The sequence below is a fragment of the Deltaproteobacteria bacterium genome (assembly GCA_016218975.1).
Classification (GTDB): Bacteria; Desulfobacterota; Deferrimicrobia; order Deferrimicrobiales; family Deferrimicrobiaceae; genus JAENIX01.
Genome location: JACRCO010000071.1, coordinates 44,264 through 62,614 on the forward strand (window position 1 = coordinate 44,264; position 18,351 = coordinate 62,614).

Here is an 18,351-nt window from a genome sequence, read left to right on the forward strand (position 1 = left end):
AACCCGGTCTTGCACGCCGACGTATGGCCGGTTCCAGTATTATGGCAGCCTCCATGGAGCAAGGTGTCCGCGCCCCCGATCACACCTCCACCGCCTCGCCGGTTTCGACGTACCATATGAATGCGCGGGCCGGGACGCGCCATGCCTCGGCGACGATCGACGAATAGCGGCGCACCTGCCTGATGTAATCCTCCTCCGAATCCTTCTCCCGCCGGCCCGTCTTATAGTCGACAACCCAGTGTTCCGCGCCCGTTTTTTCCGCATTTCCCGGACGCACCGGCATCCTGACGATCAGGTCCGCCCGTTCCTCGTTCGACATCCCGCCGCTGCATGCCAGCAGCGGAACTTCCGTGCCGACGAGGGACATTTCGCGAATCTCCTTGAAGAACGCGCTTGCCGCGATCTTCCTGCATATGACGATCCAGCGGGCTTCCTCGCCTTCACCCCAGGAGACGGCCGGCGGCAGCGGCTCTCGCGGAGGCCATGGCGAGCCGGCCGGCGGAAACGCTTCCAATGCCATATGCACCTTCTCGCCGAACCGCTTCCCTTTCTCGCGGTCGTGGTACTCCTTCAGGCTCAACGGCTCGGGAAGGGGGGGAATCGGCTCCGGGGGCGGGGTCGGCCACTCCCTGACGAACGACAGGTCGAACGTGACGGATGGAGGGGACGGCTCCACCGCGGGCGACTCCGAAACGGCGACGTCGAGCATCTCTCCTCCGCCGGGAAAGAGGCGGCGCGTTCCGGAGATCCCTGTAACGGCGCACTTCCCCGGTCCGCCGTCCGATGCGCATGCAAGCCCTTGCCGGAGAGCATCCCACTGGATCGATCCTTTCCCCTTCGCGCCCTTCACAAGATAGAGCCGGTCGCGCGCGCGGGTCGCGGCAACGTAGAACAGCCGGACCTCCTCCGCATTCTGCTTCGCCTGTTCCCACTCCTCGAAAGTCACCATCCGCTCGCCCAGCCGGATCCGGCGGAAGGCGGAATAAGTCCTGAATCCGGGAAAGATCACCGCTGATAGCTTGCGGCGCCGGTCCACACGCAGCCCTTCCACCCTCTTCCTGCCTCCCCTCGAAAGGTTTGCGAGGATCACGATGGGGAATTCCAGCCCCTTCGATGCGTGGATGGTCGAAACCTGAACGGCGTCCTCCCCTTCGTCGAAAGCCGGGAACTCGCTTTCCTGGCGGTCTTCCTCCGTCTTCCTCTTGAGGTCGGCGAGGAACGCCTTCACAGAACCGCCGCCGGTCCACTCGAACGCCCTTGCCATCCCCGCGGCCTTCGCCAGGTTCCGGACTATGCGATCGCCGTCGGGATGCCGCGCCGCGACGAACTCCACCCCGGTCTCCGCGTACAGTCCGGCCAGCAGGTTGGAAAGGGAGGCCCTGCCGCGCTCGGCGGAAAGGCGCCCGAGCAGCCCGAGCGCGTCGCGGACCTTTTCCCCCGGAGGAGGACCGCCATCCTCGTGAAGCGGCAGGATCTCCTCGTCACGCAGCCCGAAGAAGATGGTCTTCAGCGCGGCGTAACGCGCGGAGAGGTCGGCGGGAGCGTCGACCGCAGAGAGGACGATCCGCAAATCCTGTATCTCCTGCCGGGAATAGAACCCCTTCCGCGGCGGCACGACGAGGGGGATACCCGCCCTTGCGAAGGCATCCCGGAAACCGGCAAGCGCCTCCCCGCCGGCGTCCGAGCGATAAAGCACGGCGATGTCGCGAAGAGACGCGGCCCGTTCGGGCGCGCCGCCCTTTCCTCCAACGGGAACGTTCCCGGCGATCCGCCGGACGAGCCCGCAGACGAATTCCGCTTCGGTCGCCTCCTCTCCAAGCGTGTACGACGTCACGGGGAAGCCGCCGCCCGGGTCCTGCCGGTTTGGTTTCACCGGGGCGTATCCGGGGGAAAAATCCTCGCCTCCGGAAAGAACCTGCCCGAACAGCCCGTTGACGGACGAGAGAAGGTCCGGCCGGCTCCGGAAGTTGCTGACAAGCGCAATGCCTTCCCCGCCCCGGGAAAGCATACTCTCACGGAAATGCGCGTAGACCTGGATGTCCGCCCGGCGGAAGCCGTAGATGGATTGTTTCGGATCGCCGACAACGAAAAGGCGCCCCGGCGCGGTGTTAGAGGAGAGGCGTTCCAGCATTTCCGCCTGGAGAGGGTCGGTGTCCTGGAATTCGTCCACGAAAACATACCGGAACCGCTCCGAGAGCGACTTCGCGACTTCCCGGCTCCCCGCAAGCAGATCGTTCGCCCGCAGAAGCAGGTCCATGAAATCGAGCCCGCTGCCTTTCGCTTTCCGGTAATGCCCGAGCGCCGCCCTTGCACGATCCACGAGAAAGCGGGCCGCCGCGTCCCCCGCGGGGGCCTCCGAAATCTCCCGCAGGAAGCGCTGCAGATTATCCCGGGCCTGCGCAAGGGTGAACCCCGGCGGCTGGGGGAAGATCTTCCTGCTTCTCGTCCTGTCAGCGCGGAACTCGAACGCCTGGACGGCCTCCGAGGCCTGTGCGGCGACGGCGGAAATGTCGCCGCCGGAAACCTCGGTCCACACTCGTTCCAGCATTCCGAGCGCGCGCGACAGCACTGGAGTCATCTCGTGCGCCGGGTCAGCGATCCCTTCGACGAATGCGCGGAACCACTCTACTGCGTCCGCGTACTCCGCCCGAGTGTATCCGAGAAAATCCGCCGCCGTTCCGAAATCGAGCTCCCCGGCCGTGAGAAGGTCCCGCTGGGAGAGACAAAGGCGGCGGATCGCCGACCAGACTGCTTCCGGCCCGGGAGGGCCGTGGAGCACACGCTCCCAGGATGGATCGATCTCCCGGCCGCCGAACTCCTCGCGCAAGAACGCGGTGAAGGCGTTGTCCCACGCGTCGGAGGCTTCCCCCTCCGCGAGCACTTCGAACTTCGGGTCGACACCCGCCTCCGCGGGGAAGGAAAGAAGGATGCGGCGGCAGAATGAATGGAAAGTGGTGACGGAGAGGCGCCCCACACCGTCCGCCAGTTCCTCGACGCGCTCGCGCAGCGCCGCAGCGGCCTCCTCACCGCCGCCCGGAATCCTGACGAGGGAATTCCACGCCGCGGCCTTCTCTCGAACCTCGCCCAGGGTGGCGGCCGACCGGCAGGCGTTGAGAAGAAGCTCCAGCCCTTCCACCACCCGGGACTTCATCTCCGCCGCCGCCTTGTCGGTGAATGTCAGCAGCAGCACACGGTCGGGGAGGAGGACCGGGTCTGCGAGGAACAGGTTGAGGACGCGCGCTATCAGCGTCGCCGTCTTTCCCGTTCCGGCGGAAGCGTCCACCGCGATGTCCCGCGTGAATTCCGTTACCGCCTTTATGCGATCGCTGTCCATGTCATCCCGCCGCCGGCCTGTGTTCTCCGATAGCCCGTAACGCGGGATCTTCGATCACGCGCCGGACAAGCGATTCCTTTTCCTTCTTCGCACCTTCGTAGCGTGGAGAGACGCGGCAGTGGTCCGCAAACAGGCAGGCATCGCAATACCGGGGCGATTTTGCGCCGGCATAAGTGAACCCGTCATGGGGCAACGGTGGAAACGTTCCCGACCGTTCGAGTCCGATCCATTCGGACAGGGACGAAGCCCACCCCTCCTGCACGGCTTTCCACTGCTCCCCCACGACAGTCACGGGCGTTACGCCATCCTTCAGGAACAGCAGCGTAGCGCGGATTTCGGGCGGAGGAGGAGAAAGCGTCCGTGCAAAGGAAAGGTACACGGGAATCTGGCTCGCGAGCCCGTGAAGTATCCGTTCGAGCGGCGGCTTTTCATCCTTCCCGCCGCCGTATTTGTAATCGATTATCTCCGCTTCTCCCCGGGGGCCCCGGTCGACGCGGTCGACTCTCCCCCGGAATGCGGGGAGGGTTCTTCCCGCGGGCACTTTGAACCTGAGCTCCACGTCTTCCACGCGGTACGCCTCGGGCCTCTCCGCGCGGCCGCGCTCCCACTCGACCAGCACGGCCGCGTCCCTCTCGATTTCCCGGCACCGCAAAAGGAAGAGCCCCGGCAGGCCGGTGGGGTTCTCACGCGCAAACCGGATGAATGCCTTCCTCGCTGCGGACGCTGCGTCCCCCCATCCTTTTCCGGCGGCCGCCTCCTTCCCCAGCCGGTGAAGGATGTCGTGAAGGATGAGCCCCGCCTCGGCGGGCGTCAGCGACAGCTCCTCCTCCGGTTCCTCCACGGGCGAGAGACCGAGGCGGTATCGCAGGAAGTAGCGATATGGGCAGCGTGCGAGCTCGTCAAGCTCGGTCGCGCTCCAGTCCGGACGCGGCGGGACGATTCGCCTTTCCGGAAACAGGGAGGTCCCCGACCACCGGCTTTCCCATTCCGAAAGGATCGCCGCGATCCTGCGCCACGGGATTCCGTCCGCGCCGTCTTTCGGCGGAACGCCTTCGCTCCATGCGCGTAGCGCCTCTTCCCTCCTGCTCAAGGGCCCGTCGGCGCGCAACATCGCGAAGGGGGAGCGCGGCAGGAACCGGACCTTCGCCCCCGATTTCGCCGTCCACTCCTCCCCGAATACGCCGGGGCCTGCGAACCGCGAGAGAAGGTTCAGCAGGTACCTGGATGGGCGCTTCACGGCCCCTTCCGAATCGGCTCGCGGAACGGAGAAGCAGACTTCCCGGCGCGCGGAGATCACGGGAAGGGAAAAAAGAAGCTTCTCCTGCGCCGCGTTCCTGCGCAGAAGGGAGAGGGCGTCGGGCAGCTCAGGGCGCCGCGTCAGCCGGTTGAGCGTCTCCCGATCCTCGTCGGGCAGCAGCGGGTCTTCGTCTATCTGCGCGGGGACCGAGCCGTCGTCGACGGAAAGGAATATCACCCGGTCTGCGGTTACCCCGCGCAGCGCGTTCAGGTCGCCCGCCGTTACGACGCCGGGCAACCGCATCCCGCCCCTCTTTCCCACGAAAAGGCGCCGGCTTTCCAGCAGCGCGGCGAACCAGGCGACGGCGTCGTCCGTTCCCGGCCACGGCGCGGCTCGGTCCGGAACCTGCTCGACCTCGTCAAGGATGGAGAAAAGGTCCGAAAGCGCCCTGCGGTCACGCTCGGCCTCGGCGCTCTCGTCGTCCAGGAAGCGGAAGTTTTCGATCAGCAGGCGCCGCAGCGCCTTCCCGAAGCCGGCGTACCCTCCTGCCTTCCACACCGGCGCCATCGAGGCGCGAAGCGCCTTCACCTCTCCCCGCAGGAGCCTGAGCTGCCGCTCCTTCTCCTTCCATGAGTCGCTCTCCGCTTCTTCCGCGTCCCGGGGGCGGAGACCGAAGAGCCGCGCGTCCCAGTCCTTTCCGGAAACCACAAGCAGTTCGCGGGTCCATACATCCCAGAAATCGGGGCGTGGAGCGACCGCGGCCGAAGCGGCGGAATGCCGGCGGTACGGCGAGGAAAGGATGTCCATCGTCTTGCGCCGCGGAAAGTCCTCTCTGGCCGCCTCGATCATCTGGAGCAGCACCCGTACAAGGGGAACGGAGGACAGCGGCACGGCCAGCCGCTCAACGGTCGGAATATCGTATTCCTTCGCCGCCCGCTCCCAGGCGGAAACCCCCGCTTCGTCAAGTCTCCGGTAAACGAGCATCACCTCTTCTCCCGGATGTTCGTCGAGCCAGCGGCGGACATGCCGGGCGGCCAGGCGGGCCTCCCCTTCCTCGTGGGGAGGAGACAGGATCGTCACCGGCGCGGGGGCGAGCGTATCGGGAGATGCGGTGGAAAAGATCCGCTCCCGCGCATCGTGCAACGCCGGGGGGACCGGATCTTCACGGAATTCGAAATTCCCCTCGAAAGCCCGTAAAAGGCGGTCCCACGCATGCGCCGCGAAGAAGAAGGAAGGGGAAAGGGAACCGTCCTCACGGAAGATGCCGGGGAAATACACTTCGTCCAGGAGGCCGCTCGAAAGCAGCGCATCGACGAGGGTCCATTGCAGCCGCGTGAAATCATAGAAGCCGTAGAGTGAAACGCGGAATGGGTAGCCCGGGTGCTCGAAACCGGAAACCGCTTCCCGGAAGATCCGCCGCCTCGTCATCCCGCCCATCGCGTGGACCTTGCGCTCTACCTCCTCGACGAGCGCGCGCCATTCGGCCCAACGGGACGCCTTCCCGGGGCGTCCTTCTTTCCTCGCGCACATTTCGGCCGCGCGCAGGACTTCCGCGTCGAGCCATCCCTCCTCGAGATCGCTCAAAGTTCGCTGGAGCGCCGGGAGAAATCCCGGCGTCGAGGAAATCGCCGCGAAGTCCCCGCTCCCTTCCTCGTAGGTTTGCCGGACGGCCGCGAAAAAGGCCGCAGACATGACCGCCTGGGGGAGCTCCCTCGGGAACATCCCTCGGTGCTTGAGCAACCGGATGGTGAAATCGTAGAGTGTCATGATGGAAACACGAGCCGCGACTCCGTCCCAGCGCGCTGCAAGCCGCCTGAGCAGATGCTCCCTCAAATCGTTCGACGGGACGAGCAGCACATGTTCCCAATCCCCCCCACGCGCGATCGTTTCGGGAAGGCGGGAGAGGAGCCTCTCCTCGATGGCCGGGAACGTGCCGGCGAACAGCCTTGAAACGGGAGCTGGATGGGCGGTCATCGCCACCCCATTGTAATCGCTGCCGCCGCATCGGAGAATAGTCTTGGGAATTCAAGGAGGAAGCACTTGTCCGACTTGCCGTCGAAGCGGAAAACGCGGAACCTGTTCGCGGGAGTCGCCGGAAGATATCGGGTGAGCGCCGACCACACCGACGCCGAGGACCGGCGCATTCTCATCTCGCGACTCGCGTTTGCGCCTTCCCATATCGTTCTCGACGTGGCGACGGGAGGCGGCCACACGGCCGTGACCATCGCTCCGGTAGTCCGCAGGATGATAGCTTCCGACCTCACCCCCGAAATGCTCCGGGAGGCGCGCATCCTTGCCGCCGAGCGGGGTTGCGGGAACATGGACTTCATGTCCGCGGACGCGGAGCTTCTCCCTTTTCGCTCCGAATCGTTCGACCGCGTCGTCTGCCGCATCGCCCCCCACCATTTCCCGGACGTGCGTGAGGCCCTTTCCGAGATAGTCCGCGTCACGAAGACCGGAGGGAAGGTAGGCATAATCGACAGCGTTGTGCCGGAAGACCCGGCCCTGGATGCGTTCATGAACGGCATCGAAAAGGTACGAGATCCCTCGCACGTGCACAGCTACCGGGTCGAGGAATGGGTCTCCTTTCTCAAGGAAGCGGGGCTGTACCTTCTGCACGTTTCCTGCGCCTGGAAGGAGCACCCCTTCGAGGAGTGGGTGAGCAGGACCGGGATGCCGGAGGCCGTCCAGCGGGAAGTGGAGGAGATGTTCCTGAACGCTTTCCCGCGGGCGCGGGATTTCTTCCGGGTCCGCATCAAGGACGGCAGGGTCGTCTCCTACTCCGACGAAAAGGGTATCTTCGTAGGCCGCAAGGAATGACGAGGATCTTACATTAATATAAGAGAATGAATACCGGCAGGAACACCACCCTCTCCCGGATCTTCATCCCGGCGATGGATTGCCCGGACGAAGAGAAGGAAATCCGCGTCGCGCTGGGGCGTCTCTCCAGGGTGGAAGCGCTCACTTTCCACCTTTTCTCGCGCCAGGTGGAGGTTAGGCACCGGGGGGATCTCGATGAAATCCTCCACGCGCTGCGGGCCATCGGGATGGAGGGGCATCCCGTGGACGAATCCCTGCGGAAAGCCGAAATCCCGGAAACGTCCAGGGCATCGCTTAAAACCTTCTACGCGAGCGCCGTTCTGCTCCTTGCCGGGGCGGCGCTTTTCGCGCTGGCGAAGGATTCGCCCTGGGCGGGACGGCTCTTTCTCGCCTCGATAACGGCGGGAGGCGCGCCGGTCGCATGGCGGGGATTTCGGGAACTGCGCAACCGCTCCCTGGGGATGAACACTCTCATGACCATCTCCATTTCCGGGGCGGCGGCGATGGGGGAGTGGGCGGAAGGTGCAGTCGTGGTCACCCTCTTCGCGCTGGCGAATCACCTGGAAGCGCGCAGCCTGGACCGCGCCCGGAAGGCCACAGCCGATCTTTTCGCATCCTCCCCCGACACCGCCGTCATCCGGGAAGGCGGCGTGGAGGGCAAGGAGCGCACGGTCGCGGCGGAAGAGGTCCGGCCGGGCGACATGCTGATAATCCGGCCCGGCGCGCGCGTGCCTGTGGACGCCGTTGTATTCAAGGGATCCTCGGACGTCGGCGAGGCCATACTCACCGGCGAATCCCTGCCCGTGGAGAAACGGGAAGGCGATCCGCTGTACGCAGGCACGGTGAACGGTCGCGGGCTCCTGCTGGCGGAGGCGGAAAGACCGCTGTCGGAATCGGCATACGCGCGGATCCTGCGGCGCGTCGAGGAGGCCCAGTCGCAGAAGGCCCCCATCCAGGCCTTCATGGAACGGTTCGCGGAAGTCTATACCCCCTCGGTGCTCGCGGCCGCCGCGCTGGTGGCGACGATCCCTCCGATCTTCGGCTTCGGCGCGCTCATCCCGTGGGCGTACCGTGCGCTGGTCCTGCTCGTCATCGCCTGCCCCTGCGCCATAGTCCTTGCCGCTCCGGTCGTCACCATCACCGCTCTCACCCGCGCCACCCGCGACGGCATCCTGGTCAAGGGAGCGCATCACCTGGAGACCCTTGGCAAGATCCGCATGGTGGCGTTCGACAAGACGGGCACCCTCACCCGCGGAAAGCTGAAGATCACCCGCGTGCGGGCGGCGGACGGATTTTCGGAGGAGGAGGTCGTTCGGCTGGCGGGCGCGGTGGAGGCGGGCTCCGCGCATCCCGTCGCCGAGGCGATCCGTCACGAGGCGAGGCGGCGGGGTGTTGCGCTGGCGGCGCGCGGGACTGTGGCGCGAACCATGGAGGTTTTCGGAGGACGGGGCGTATCGGCGCAGGTGGAGGGGAAACGCGTGCTCGTCGGAAACAGGCGTCTCTTCGAAGAGACAGGCATTCCGTTGTCCACGCTGGGCGCGCTGCACCCCGAAGGAGGGAAGGACGATTCCCGGTTGACCGCCATTGTGGGGACGCCGGACGGAATCGCGGGGGTCCTCGAAATGGAGGACGAACTCAGGGGGGAGGCCCAGGCGGCGGTTCGCTCGCTGCAGGCGCTGGGCGTCGAGCACGTGGCCATGCTTACCGGCGACCGTTCCGGCATCGCGCGGGCCGCCGCCGCCACGATCGGAATCCGCGAGGTCTTTTCGGGACTCTTACCGGAAGACAAACTCGAAAAGGTGAGGGAGCTCGTGAATGTCAACGGAGCGGTCGCGATGGTCGGGGACGGCGTCAACGACGCTCCTGCGCTTGCCCTTTCCACCGTCGGCATCGCGATGGGCGCCGCGGGATCTCCGGTGGCCATCGAGACGGCGGACGTCGCGCTGATGACGGAGGACCTGCGAAAGATCCCCGCCGCGATCGTTCTGGGGCGCAGGATGGTTTCGGTCATCCGGCAGAACGTCGCATACTCCCTCGCGATCAAGGCCGGCTTCCTGGCATTGGCGGTGGCCGGTTACGCGACCCTGTGGATGGCGGTGGCCGCCGACATGGGGACGACGCTGCTCGTCATCGGGAACGGCATGAGGTTGCTGCGGAACCAGGGAATCCCCGGATAACCGCGGCATGGGAAGATCGCGACTGCACCGCAACGTCTTCGCGCTGGGTCTGGTAAGCCTTCTCACCGACTTCTCAAGCGAAATGATCTATCCCTTGCTGCCCGTGTTCCTCACGTCCACGCTCGGCGCGGGGCCGGCGGCGCTCGGGATCATCGAAGGCGTGGCGGAAACAACCGCCAGCCTGCTCAAGCTCTTTTCCGGCATGTGGGCCGACCGGACGGGCCGTAAAAAACCGCTGGTGCTCTCCGGCTACGGCCTTTCCGCCCTGATGCGCCCGCTGGTGGGGTTCGCCACGGCGTGGGGACACGTACTGGCGGTGCGATTCTCCGACCGGATCGGCAAAGGAATCCGCTCTTCCCCCCGGGATGCGCTGATCGCCGGAGCGGTCCCCGCGGCGGACCGCGGCCGGGCCTTCGGCCTGCAGAGGTCGATGGACCACATGGGGGCGGTCATCGGCCCTCTGGCCGCCTTCCTGCTGCTCTACGGGGCGGACCTGTCCCTGCGGAGCGTCTTTTTTCTTTCGGCGGTCCCGGGCGCCGCGGCGGTCCTTGCGCTGTTCCTGTTCGTCCGGGAGCCGGAAACCCCGCCCCCCGTGCACGTCGGGGGTAAATTGAAGGACGGGGATCTGCCTCCCGCCTTCCGGCGCTACCTGTTCATCGTGGGACTGTTCACGCTCGGAAATGCCAGCGACGCCTTCCTCATCCTGCGCGCCGTGGAATCGGGCGTCCCGGTTGCTTACGTTCCGCTGCTGTGGGGGGCGTTTCATGTCGTCAAGTCCGCCCTGTCCACCCCGGCAGGGATCCTTTCCGACCGCATGGACCGCAGGAAGGTGGTCGTCGCGGGGTGGATCGTCTACGCGGCCGCGTACGCGGCATGGGGGATCGCGCGGGGGCCGGCCTGGATGACGGGTTTGTTCCTGGTGTACGGGCTTTACGCCGCGGCCACCGAAGGCGTCGAGCGGGCTTTGGTTGCCGATTTCGTTCCGCCGGAGCGACGCGGGACGGCTTTCGGCTGGTTCCACCTCGTCGTCGGCCTTGCCGCCCTGCCGGCGAGCGTCATCTTCGGGGTTCTCTATAAAATGTACGGCGCCGGTGCCGCGTTCGGGACAAGCGCGTCCCTGGCGGTCATCGCGTCCGCGCTGCTCCTGCTTCTAAAGACCCCCACTGCGTCTGCGGGGACCGGCCGGGAGACTCGATCACCCTGAGGACGAAGGGGCGACGCGTTGTCGGTCCGCCGAACCGCATGTCGAGAAAGGTGACGACCGTTTTCCCGTCTTCCGTTGCCACGCGCACCGTGGGGAAGCGCGCGAACCAGAGATAGGTGCGGACGTCCTGAAGGTCCCGCAGCGCCTTCGCTTCAGGTGCCTCACGCCCCTTCCACTCCCGCTCCTTCCAGTCCACCGCGCCGTCGAACGGATTCACTTCGGCCCTTAGATACGTTCGGCCGTCGTCCACGAAGCCGTTCCAGGCGCACGGTCCCGCCGGGATCGGGAACCTGTCGCGGCGTGCGATCGCCGCAAGCCCGGGGGCAACCTCTTCGAACTTCGGCTTCTGCGCGGCCTCGGCCCTCCTCCCCGGTGTCAGGTCCGGCAGGGAACGAATTTCGGGAAGACGCGGCAGCGCCCATGCCGAAACCACCGGAACCCCGTTCCGGACCGCCGCGTACCGCACGGCTTCCTCGGCCCTCAGGTGCAGAAATGCCGCGAAACCCACATATACTGTCAGAACGGCAAGCGCCGCCCGCGCCCGTGACGGGCTATGGCGCGAAAGCAATATCCCGAGGACTATGATCCCGGTGAACGCAAGATCTACGATAAAAAGCAGATCGAAGGACACCCTGGCGTTGGAAAACGGCTGGAAGATCTGCGTCCCGTAGGAGTTGAGAAGGTCGAGCCCTATGTGGGAAAGCTGCCCGAGCAGCACCAAAAGATAAAGTTTTTTGAGGTCTTTCCACTTTCCGAACTTGTGAAAAAGCAGCGCGACTGCAAGCGAGGTGATCGCGATGCCGGCAAAGGAATGAGACACTCCCCGGTGGAGCCGAATATAGAATTCGCTCCCCAGCAACGAAGCGATGTTGTCGGCATCCGGCAGAACCGCGCCGAGGACCATGGCAACGGTCGCTTCCCTTTTCACCGCTTTCACCGCTTCGGAATTTCCCGCTACGGGCGGAATGGCTCTTGCAATGAGCCATCCCGCAAGTCCATGGGTGACGGTATCCATTAGCGATTAATTATACCACCGTCAAATCATCGTCTTCGGATCGAGAACGCGCTCGATCTCCGCCTCGGTCAGGAGCCCCTTCTCCCTCAGCAGCATGCGGATGGTCTTTCCAGTGTGAAACGCCTCATGTGCAAGCTCCGCGGCCGGGTTGTAGCCGATCTTGACCGCCAGCGGGGTCACCATGGCAAGGCTCTGCTCGATCAGCTCCTCGCACCGCTTCCGGTTGGGAGATATTCCCACTACGCACTTTTCCGCAAGGAGACGGGACGCCGCGGAGAGGAGCCGGATCGATTCCAGCAGGTTGCGCGCCATCACCGGGAGCATCACGTTCAGTTCAAGCACCCCGAGCGAGCCGGAGAGCGTCACAGCCGCATCGTTGCCTACGACCTGCGCGCATACCTGGATCCCCATCTCCAGGATGACGGGGTTGACCTTCCCCGGCATGATGGAGGACCCCGGCTGAAGCGAGGGAAGCTCGATTTCCCCTATCCCGCACCGAGGGCCGGATGATATAAGCCGCAGGTCGTTGCAGATTTTCATCAGTGAGGCGGAATAACCTTTCAGCGCACCGCTCGCGGAGACCAGCGGGTCCTGCGCCCCCATCGCCTCGAACCGGTTCTCGGCAGGCCGGAAAGGGATGCCGGTAAGCCGGTCGATCTCGGCAACGGTCCGCAGGCCGAACTCCGGATGGGCGTTCAGTCCCGTCCCCACCGCCGTCCCGCCCAAAGGCAGCTCTTCCAGGTCGGGGAAAGTCCCGCGTATGCGGCGGATGCCGTGGTCCACCTGGGAGGCGTAAGCGGAGAACTCCTGCCCCAGGGTGACGGGAACGGCGTCCTGCAAGTGGGTCCTGCCGATTTTCAGTACGTCGGAAAACTCCCGCGCCTTCGCATCCAGCGCATCCCGCAACAGCTCGAGGGCGGGAAGAAGCTCGCCGGAGAGTTGCCTTCGCGCCGCGACCCGGATCGCGGAAGGAATGACGTCGTTGCTCGACTGGCAGCGGTTGACGTGGTCGTTCGGATGGACCGGCGCATTGCTCCCCCTGGGCTGTCCCAGAAGCTCGTTCGCCCGGTTTGCCAGCACCTCGTTGACGTTCATGTTGGTGGATGTCCCGGAGCCCGTCTGGAAGACGTCGACCACGAACTCCCGGTCGAACTTCCCTTCAAGGACTTCACGCGCCGCCCGCGAGATCACATCCGCGAGCGGAGGAGGCAGAATCCCGAGCCCGGCGTTCACCTCCGCCGCCAGGCCCTTGATCATCGCCGCGGCGTGCACTACCGGCAGGGGCATGGGCAAACCGCTCACGGGAAAATTATCGAAGGCCCTGCGTGTCTGCGCCCCGTAATACGCATCCTCGGGGACGAGGACCTCCCCCATCGAATCCTTCTCGATCCGGAAACCGTTCATCGCCTCCTCCCCGGTACCTGCATCGGCTGCCCCCCGTGAGATTCCATCCGGAAAGGAGACGTTTCCCTGGTCAGCCGGCGGCCGTTCCCGCCGGTCCCCTATCCCGGAAGCACCAGTTCTTCGTGGCGGACCGGCTCGTACTGCTCCTTGTCCGGATTGTAAGTATGGACCTGTCCCTTGCCTATCTCGAAGAACCACGCATGGATGTGAAGTTTTCCATCCTGAACGGCCTTTCGGACCACGGGATATGTGCGGAGATTCTCCACCTGTACGAGCACGTTCTCTTCGGAGGTTATCGCCAGTCGCTCCTCCGATGACCGGTTGGGGTAGTTCTTCGCGACCACTTCGATCGTACGGTCACCGTGCCGAAGCCAGTACAGGATGTGCGGGGTTTCGGCGTAGTGCGATCTCTCCTTGTACAGCGCTTTCATCGCCCCGCAGTCCGAGTGGCCGCAAACGATGATGTCCCGGACGTGAAGATGTTTTACGGCGTACTCGACCGCTGCCGCCACACCGGTGCCGTCGGGAGGGTTCTCCGTGTACGGCGGCACGAAATTCCCCACGTTTTTGAATATGAAGAGGTCGCCGGGTTTCCCCTGGGTGATCACCACGGGGTCCACCCTCGAGTCGCAGCAGGTGATGAACAGCGCGTCGGGACTCTGCCCGTGCTCGGCCAGGCGGTTGAACAGCTCCCAGTGCTCGCTCCGGTAATGTTTCTGGAACCTGTGGACCCCCGCGATCAACTTTTCCATGGCGTCGGCCTCCGGGTGGGGTGTGTTTCCCGTATCCCGACATATTAAACGATTTAAGCGTCTTTCAAACGGTAATTGCGGTTTCCGGCAGCCGCTTGACGTATATCAAGGCGGACCACCTTCCCGCCGCACTATTCTGGCGGTGAAATATTAAAAAAACAAAATGTTTCCCGGGCGCATCGAAGCCGGAAACAACGGTAAATGCGGGTGAAAACCGGAGATTCACATTCAGGGGATAAGGAGGTTCAGGGATGACGAAGAAGACAGCCTTCTGGATTTTCCTGTTGGGCACCCTTTCGTCGGCGGTGCTTTTTCTTGCGCTTACGTGGGACACGCACCGGCAGGTGGTCGCCCTTTCTCACGCGGACAAGATAGACGACCGCGTGGTGGCCGGGAAAAGAGCCTTCGAAAAGTACAACTGCAACGACTGCCACACGATCCTCGGGTTCGGCGCGTATTACGCCCCCGACCTGACGCGGGTGTCCCGGCGCGTCGGCGACGACGGGATCCGGTTCCGGATCAGGAATCCGCAGGCGGCGTTCGCCAACTCATGGCGGAAGATGCCCGACGTACACGCCTCCGACGCCGAAATCGAGGACATGGTCGCCTTCTTCCGTTGGGTGGGCGAGGTCAACAACAACGACTGGCCGCCGCAGGACAGTAAAAAGCGCCTTTCACGCGGCGAGCAGGTGATGGTCGCGTCGGTCGGGGTGTCGCCCGGCGCGGCGGTCTTCCAGTCGAAGGGGTGCATGAACTGCCACTCGCTGCGCGGGACGGGAGGTACGTTCGCCCCGCCCCTGGACACGATCGGCCGGTCGCTGTCCGCGGAGCAGATCGAGCATTACGTACGCGACCCGAAAAGCGTCAACCCGAACGCGAAAATGCCGCCGCAGAAGGATCTTACCGAACGCGAGATCGATGAAGTGGCGAAATTCCTTTCGAGCCTGAAATAAGGAGGGGAAGATGGAATACAAATCCCAGAAAATCGCCTACTGGTACTTCGCCGCGGCGCTGCCGCTGTTCGTGCTCCAGATCTTCCTCGGGCTGTACCTGGCGTACAGCTACACCTGGACAGTACCGCAGTCCGTCGTGGACGTCTTCCCCTTCTCGACGGCGCGCGCGATGCACACCAACCTCCTCGTCCTCTGGATGCTCCTTGGATTCATGGGGGGCACGTATTACATCGTCCCGGAGGAGACCAGGTCCGAAATCTATTCCGAAAAGCTCGCATACTTCCAGTTGTTCGCCCTGCTCGCGACGGGCGTCGTGGCGCTCGTCGGCTTCCTCTTCGGATGGACACAGGGGCGGCCGCTGCTGGAGATCCCGCGCCCGCTCGACTTCGTCGTGGTGGTGGGTGCGCTCATCTTCCTGTTCAACGTCGGCATGACGATGTTGAAGGCGGGGAAATGGACCGTGATCCAGGGGACGCTGCTCGGCGGCCTCATCTTCCTCGCGCTTCTCTACCTGTTCGGGATCCCCTTCTATAAAAACGAAGTGATCGACTGGTACTACTGGTGGTGGGTCATCCACCTGTGGGTGGAGGGGGCGTGGGAGCTGGTCACCGGCGCCATCATGGCCTTCATCCTGATGAAGCTCACCGGCGTGGAGCGGGAGGTCGTGGAGAAGTGGCTCTACGTCGAGATCGGCCTCTTCCTCTTCACCGGGATCGCCGGGACGGGGCATCATTACTACTGGATCGGCGCCCCGCGGTACTGGCTGTGGATCGGGGGGATATTCTCGGCGCTGGAGCCTCTCCCAATCCTGCTGATGGTCATCGACACGATGCATCACGTCAAGAAGCGGCAGGCGAAGATCGTTAACCCCTTGACCTGGACCTACGCGGTGGGATGCGCGATCTATCACATGATCGGCGCGGGCGTCTGGGGGTTCCTGCACACGCTGCCGCAGATCAACTACTATACGCACGGATCGCAGGTCACCGTGTCGCACGGCCACCTGGCTTTCTTCGGCGCCTATGCCCTTCTCAACCTCACGACCTTCTACTTCGCGATGCCGAAGTTGAAAGGAATCGAGGTGTACGACGATTCCCGCGGCAAGTACGGCTTCTGGATCATGTGCATCGCGATGATGCTCATGGGGCTCTTCTTCGGCGTGGCGGGAGTGCTGCAGAGCTACGTGGAACGGGTCATGGGGATGGGATACATGACGGCGCAGTCCTACATGCGGCTTTGGATGGGGGTCGTCTTCTTCTGCGGCATCTCGTTCCTTGCCGGGCTTTTGACGACGGTCGCCGACCTGCTCACCCTGCGGCCTGCGAAGGCTTAGAATGGAAAAATGAGGAGCTCCCCGGGTGCCCGGGAAGTAACCGCGGGGAGCGCCTCGATCGCACTTTGCATCTGACGCAAACGGAGGAAACATGGATCGATACACCAAGGGATTCGTCATCGCATCGCTGGTCTACTTTTTCCTGGCTTCCGTGCTGGGAATCTGGATGGGTTCTGCGGAGCCGGCAGGGTGGGTCCGGTTCACGCACGTGCATTTCAACCTGCTCGGCTTCATGTCCATGATGATCTACGGCGTCGGCTACTTCATCCTTCCCCGGTTCAACGGGCGTGCGCTCCGGTACCCGTCCTGGGTCAAGGCGCACTTCTACATCTCCAACATCGGCCTGATCGGGATGGTGGCCGCTTATCCTTCGATGCCGTCGGCGGCGTTCGTGCTGTTCGCCGTACTCTCGGTCGCAGGTGTCGCATTGTTCGTCGCGAACCTCGGGGCGACGATGCTGCTTGCGCCCGCGGAAACGGGGGAAGCGGAGGAGGTAGAGGATGCACCGCCGGCCGCGGCGGGGGAAACCGCTCCCGAGCCGCAACCGCGTGTGGACATTGACCCGGACATGCGGGTCGGAGAGATTCTGACCCGGTGGCCCGACACGGTGGGCGTGTTCGTGGCGAACGGATTCGCCTCCCTTGGGAACCCCGAGCACCGGGAGCAGGTTAAACAAATACCGATCACGCTGCGCATGGCTTGCCAGCGGCACAACGTCGACCTTGAGCCGATGGTCGCCATGTTGATCTCGGCCGCTGGAGGAGAAGCGCCGAAAGCGGCGGCCGCCGGCCCGGGAACTTCAGCCAGGCCGCGCAAAGGCGGGCTCAGGAGGGGAGATCCGATCGGCACCGAAAACATCCTGGGCGAAATCCTGGACGTCTACCCGGAAACGACGAACGTATTCAGGAAGTACTACGGTGAAGGATGCTTCTCCTGCCCGGGACAGGCGACCGAGAGCGTCAAGCAGAGCGCGATGATGCACAACGTGAGCGAAAAGCAGCTTTTGTCCGAGCTGAACCGTGCCGCGGGATTCTGATGAGGGGGGGGGGAAGATGATAGAGCGGATGCAGGAACTGCTGGAAGCCGAGAGGGCGGGAGTCGCCTGCCTGGGGGCGATGGCGGAGAAGGCCCCTCCGGGGGAAATGAGGGACTTTCTGATAAAATTGCGGAACGACGAGGGGAAGTTCTGCGCGGGCCTTTACCGGCTCATCGAATCGCGGGGATCGACCCCCCGGCAGAAGGTCGGGGCCTTCGCCGAAAAGGTCCTCGCCCTTCCGGGGGATTCCGAGCGGCTCGCGCTGCTCGTCAAGGGGCAGGCCTGGGTCGTTCGGAAGATCGACGAGATTCCCGCCGAAGAGATGACGCCCGGCGAGAAGGACTTCTTCGCCGGCATGCGGGAAGACCACGTCGTCAACATCGAAGCCTGCCGCAAATATTTACCATAAGGAGGCTCCATGCACGTATCCCGTTGGGAAGAAGTGGAAGGTAAAGCCGTAACCGATCCCGGCGCGAAGAACGTTTCCATCCGGGTGCTGATGGGCGACAACGTGGGAGCCCCGAACTTCGCGATGCGTCACTTTTCGCTCGGACCGGGCGGCAGCACTCCGTACCATACCCATCCCTGGGAACATGAGGTATTCGTCCTTTCGGGAACCGGAAAAGCGTTGAAAAAGGGGGGAGAAGAGGCGGTTTCCCCGGGTAGTTTCGTCTACGTGGCCCCCGACGAGGAGCACTCCTTCGCGAACTCGGGCGATTCGCATTTCGAATTCCTCTGCATCATCCCGGCGGCGAAATTCTGCCTCCGATAGGGACGGTCCTGTGTGAGGACACCCTTGGGCGAATACGGAAACTGGTTATTCAGCAGGGGCGTGTAAACCAAAAGGAGACATCAGGACCGTCCCTGTTTTCGCGGGTCCTGTGTGACGACACCCTTGGGCGAATACGGAAACTGGTTATTCAGCAGGGGCGTGTAAACCAAAAGGAGACATCAGGACCGTCCCTGTTTTCGCGGGTCCCGTGTGAGGACACCCTTGGGCGAATACGGATTTTCTTTGTGACGAAAACGGTTTTTTTGCATCATAACGATGCCCGCCCGCATTTTGGGGCCAGCCCCGCTTGACCG

Annotated in this window: 13 protein-coding genes; 8 read left to right on the forward strand and 5 right to left on the reverse strand. The window is 64.0% G+C overall.

The genetic code is table 11. The features are described from left to right. Positions 1-79: 79 nt before the first annotated feature. Both HY896_10120 and HY896_10125 read right to left on the reverse strand, forming a co-directional pair. Positions 80-3,334: a UvrD-helicase domain-containing protein gene (locus tag HY896_10120; GenBank protein ID MBI5576700.1), complete on the reverse strand. Its 3,255-nt coding sequence runs from the start codon at positions 3,332-3,334 to the stop codon at positions 80-82. Position 3,335: 1 nt separating this feature from the next. Beyond that, positions 3,336-6,545 carry a PD-(D/E)XK nuclease family protein gene (locus HY896_10125; GenBank protein MBI5576701.1) on the reverse strand — a complete coding sequence of 1,070 codons (3,210 nt, stop codon included), beginning with the start codon at positions 6,543-6,545 and terminating at the stop codon, positions 3,336-3,338. A 66-nt stretch (positions 6,546-6,611) separates the two neighbouring features. Between HY896_10125 and HY896_10130 the strand changes: the two genes are divergently transcribed. The 3 genes from HY896_10130 to HY896_10140 are packed head-to-tail and all read left to right on the forward strand — an operon-like array spanning position 6,612 to position 10,772. Continuing rightward, positions 6,612-7,391 carry a methyltransferase domain-containing protein gene (locus tag HY896_10130; protein ID MBI5576702.1) on the forward strand — a complete coding sequence of 260 codons (780 nt, stop codon included), beginning with the start codon at positions 6,612-6,614 and terminating at the stop codon, positions 7,389-7,391. A gap of 26 nt (positions 7,392-7,417) precedes the next feature. Beyond that, positions 7,418-9,568, forward strand: a complete 2,151-nt coding sequence (locus tag HY896_10135) for a cation-translocating P-type ATPase (GenBank protein MBI5576703.1) — start codon at positions 7,418-7,420, stop codon at positions 9,566-9,568. Positions 9,569-9,575: 7 nt separating this feature from the next. Continuing rightward, positions 9,576-10,772: an MFS transporter gene (locus HY896_10140; protein MBI5576704.1), complete on the forward strand. Its 1,197-nt coding sequence runs from the start codon at positions 9,576-9,578 to the stop codon at positions 10,770-10,772. Here HY896_10140 and HY896_10145 read toward each other — a convergent pair. From HY896_10145 to HY896_10155, 3 genes are all read right to left on the reverse strand, one after another. Then, positions 10,693-11,787 carry a metal-dependent hydrolase gene (locus HY896_10145; protein MBI5576705.1) on the reverse strand — a complete coding sequence of 365 codons (1,095 nt, stop codon included), beginning with the start codon at positions 11,785-11,787 and terminating at the stop codon, positions 10,693-10,695. The two genes, HY896_10140 and HY896_10145, sit on opposite strands and share 80 nt — an antisense overlap. A gap of 21 nt (positions 11,788-11,808) precedes the next feature. Further along, positions 11,809-13,191: a class II fumarate hydratase gene (locus tag HY896_10150; GenBank protein ID MBI5576706.1), complete on the reverse strand. Its 1,383-nt coding sequence runs from the start codon at positions 13,189-13,191 to the stop codon at positions 11,809-11,811. 98 nt (positions 13,192-13,289) lie between these two features. Further along, on the reverse strand, positions 13,290-13,943 hold the full coding sequence (locus HY896_10155; protein ID MBI5576707.1) for a carbonic anhydrase: 654 nt from the start codon (positions 13,941-13,943) through the stop codon (positions 13,290-13,292). Positions 13,944-14,194: 251 nt separating this feature from the next. Between HY896_10155 and HY896_10160 the strand changes: the two genes are divergently transcribed. From HY896_10160 to HY896_10180, 5 genes are all read left to right on the forward strand, one after another. Next, a complete protein-coding gene (locus HY896_10160; protein ID MBI5576708.1) occupies positions 14,195-14,896 on the forward strand; it encodes a cytochrome c in 702 nt (233 codons plus the stop codon). A 10-nt stretch (positions 14,897-14,906) separates the two neighbouring features. After that, positions 14,907-16,229 (forward strand): cbb3-type cytochrome c oxidase subunit I, encoded by a 1,323-nt coding sequence (locus HY896_10165; GenBank protein MBI5576709.1) that lies wholly within the window; start codon positions 14,907-14,909, stop codon positions 16,227-16,229. Positions 16,230-16,320: 91 nt separating this feature from the next. Then, positions 16,321-17,265 carry a DUF1858 domain-containing protein gene (locus tag HY896_10170; GenBank protein ID MBI5576710.1) on the forward strand — a complete coding sequence of 315 codons (945 nt, stop codon included), beginning with the start codon at positions 16,321-16,323 and terminating at the stop codon, positions 17,263-17,265. Between the two features lie 16 nt (positions 17,266-17,281). After that, a complete protein-coding gene (locus HY896_10175; protein MBI5576711.1) occupies positions 17,282-17,674 on the forward strand; it encodes a hypothetical protein in 393 nt (130 codons plus the stop codon). A 9-nt stretch (positions 17,675-17,683) separates the two neighbouring features. After that, the gene (locus HY896_10180) at positions 17,684-18,037 is read left to right on the forward strand and encodes a cupin domain-containing protein (GenBank protein MBI5576712.1); all 354 of its coding nucleotides are present in this window, start codon (positions 17,684-17,686) and stop codon (positions 18,035-18,037) included. The last annotated feature ends 314 nt before the right edge of the window (positions 18,038-18,351 follow it).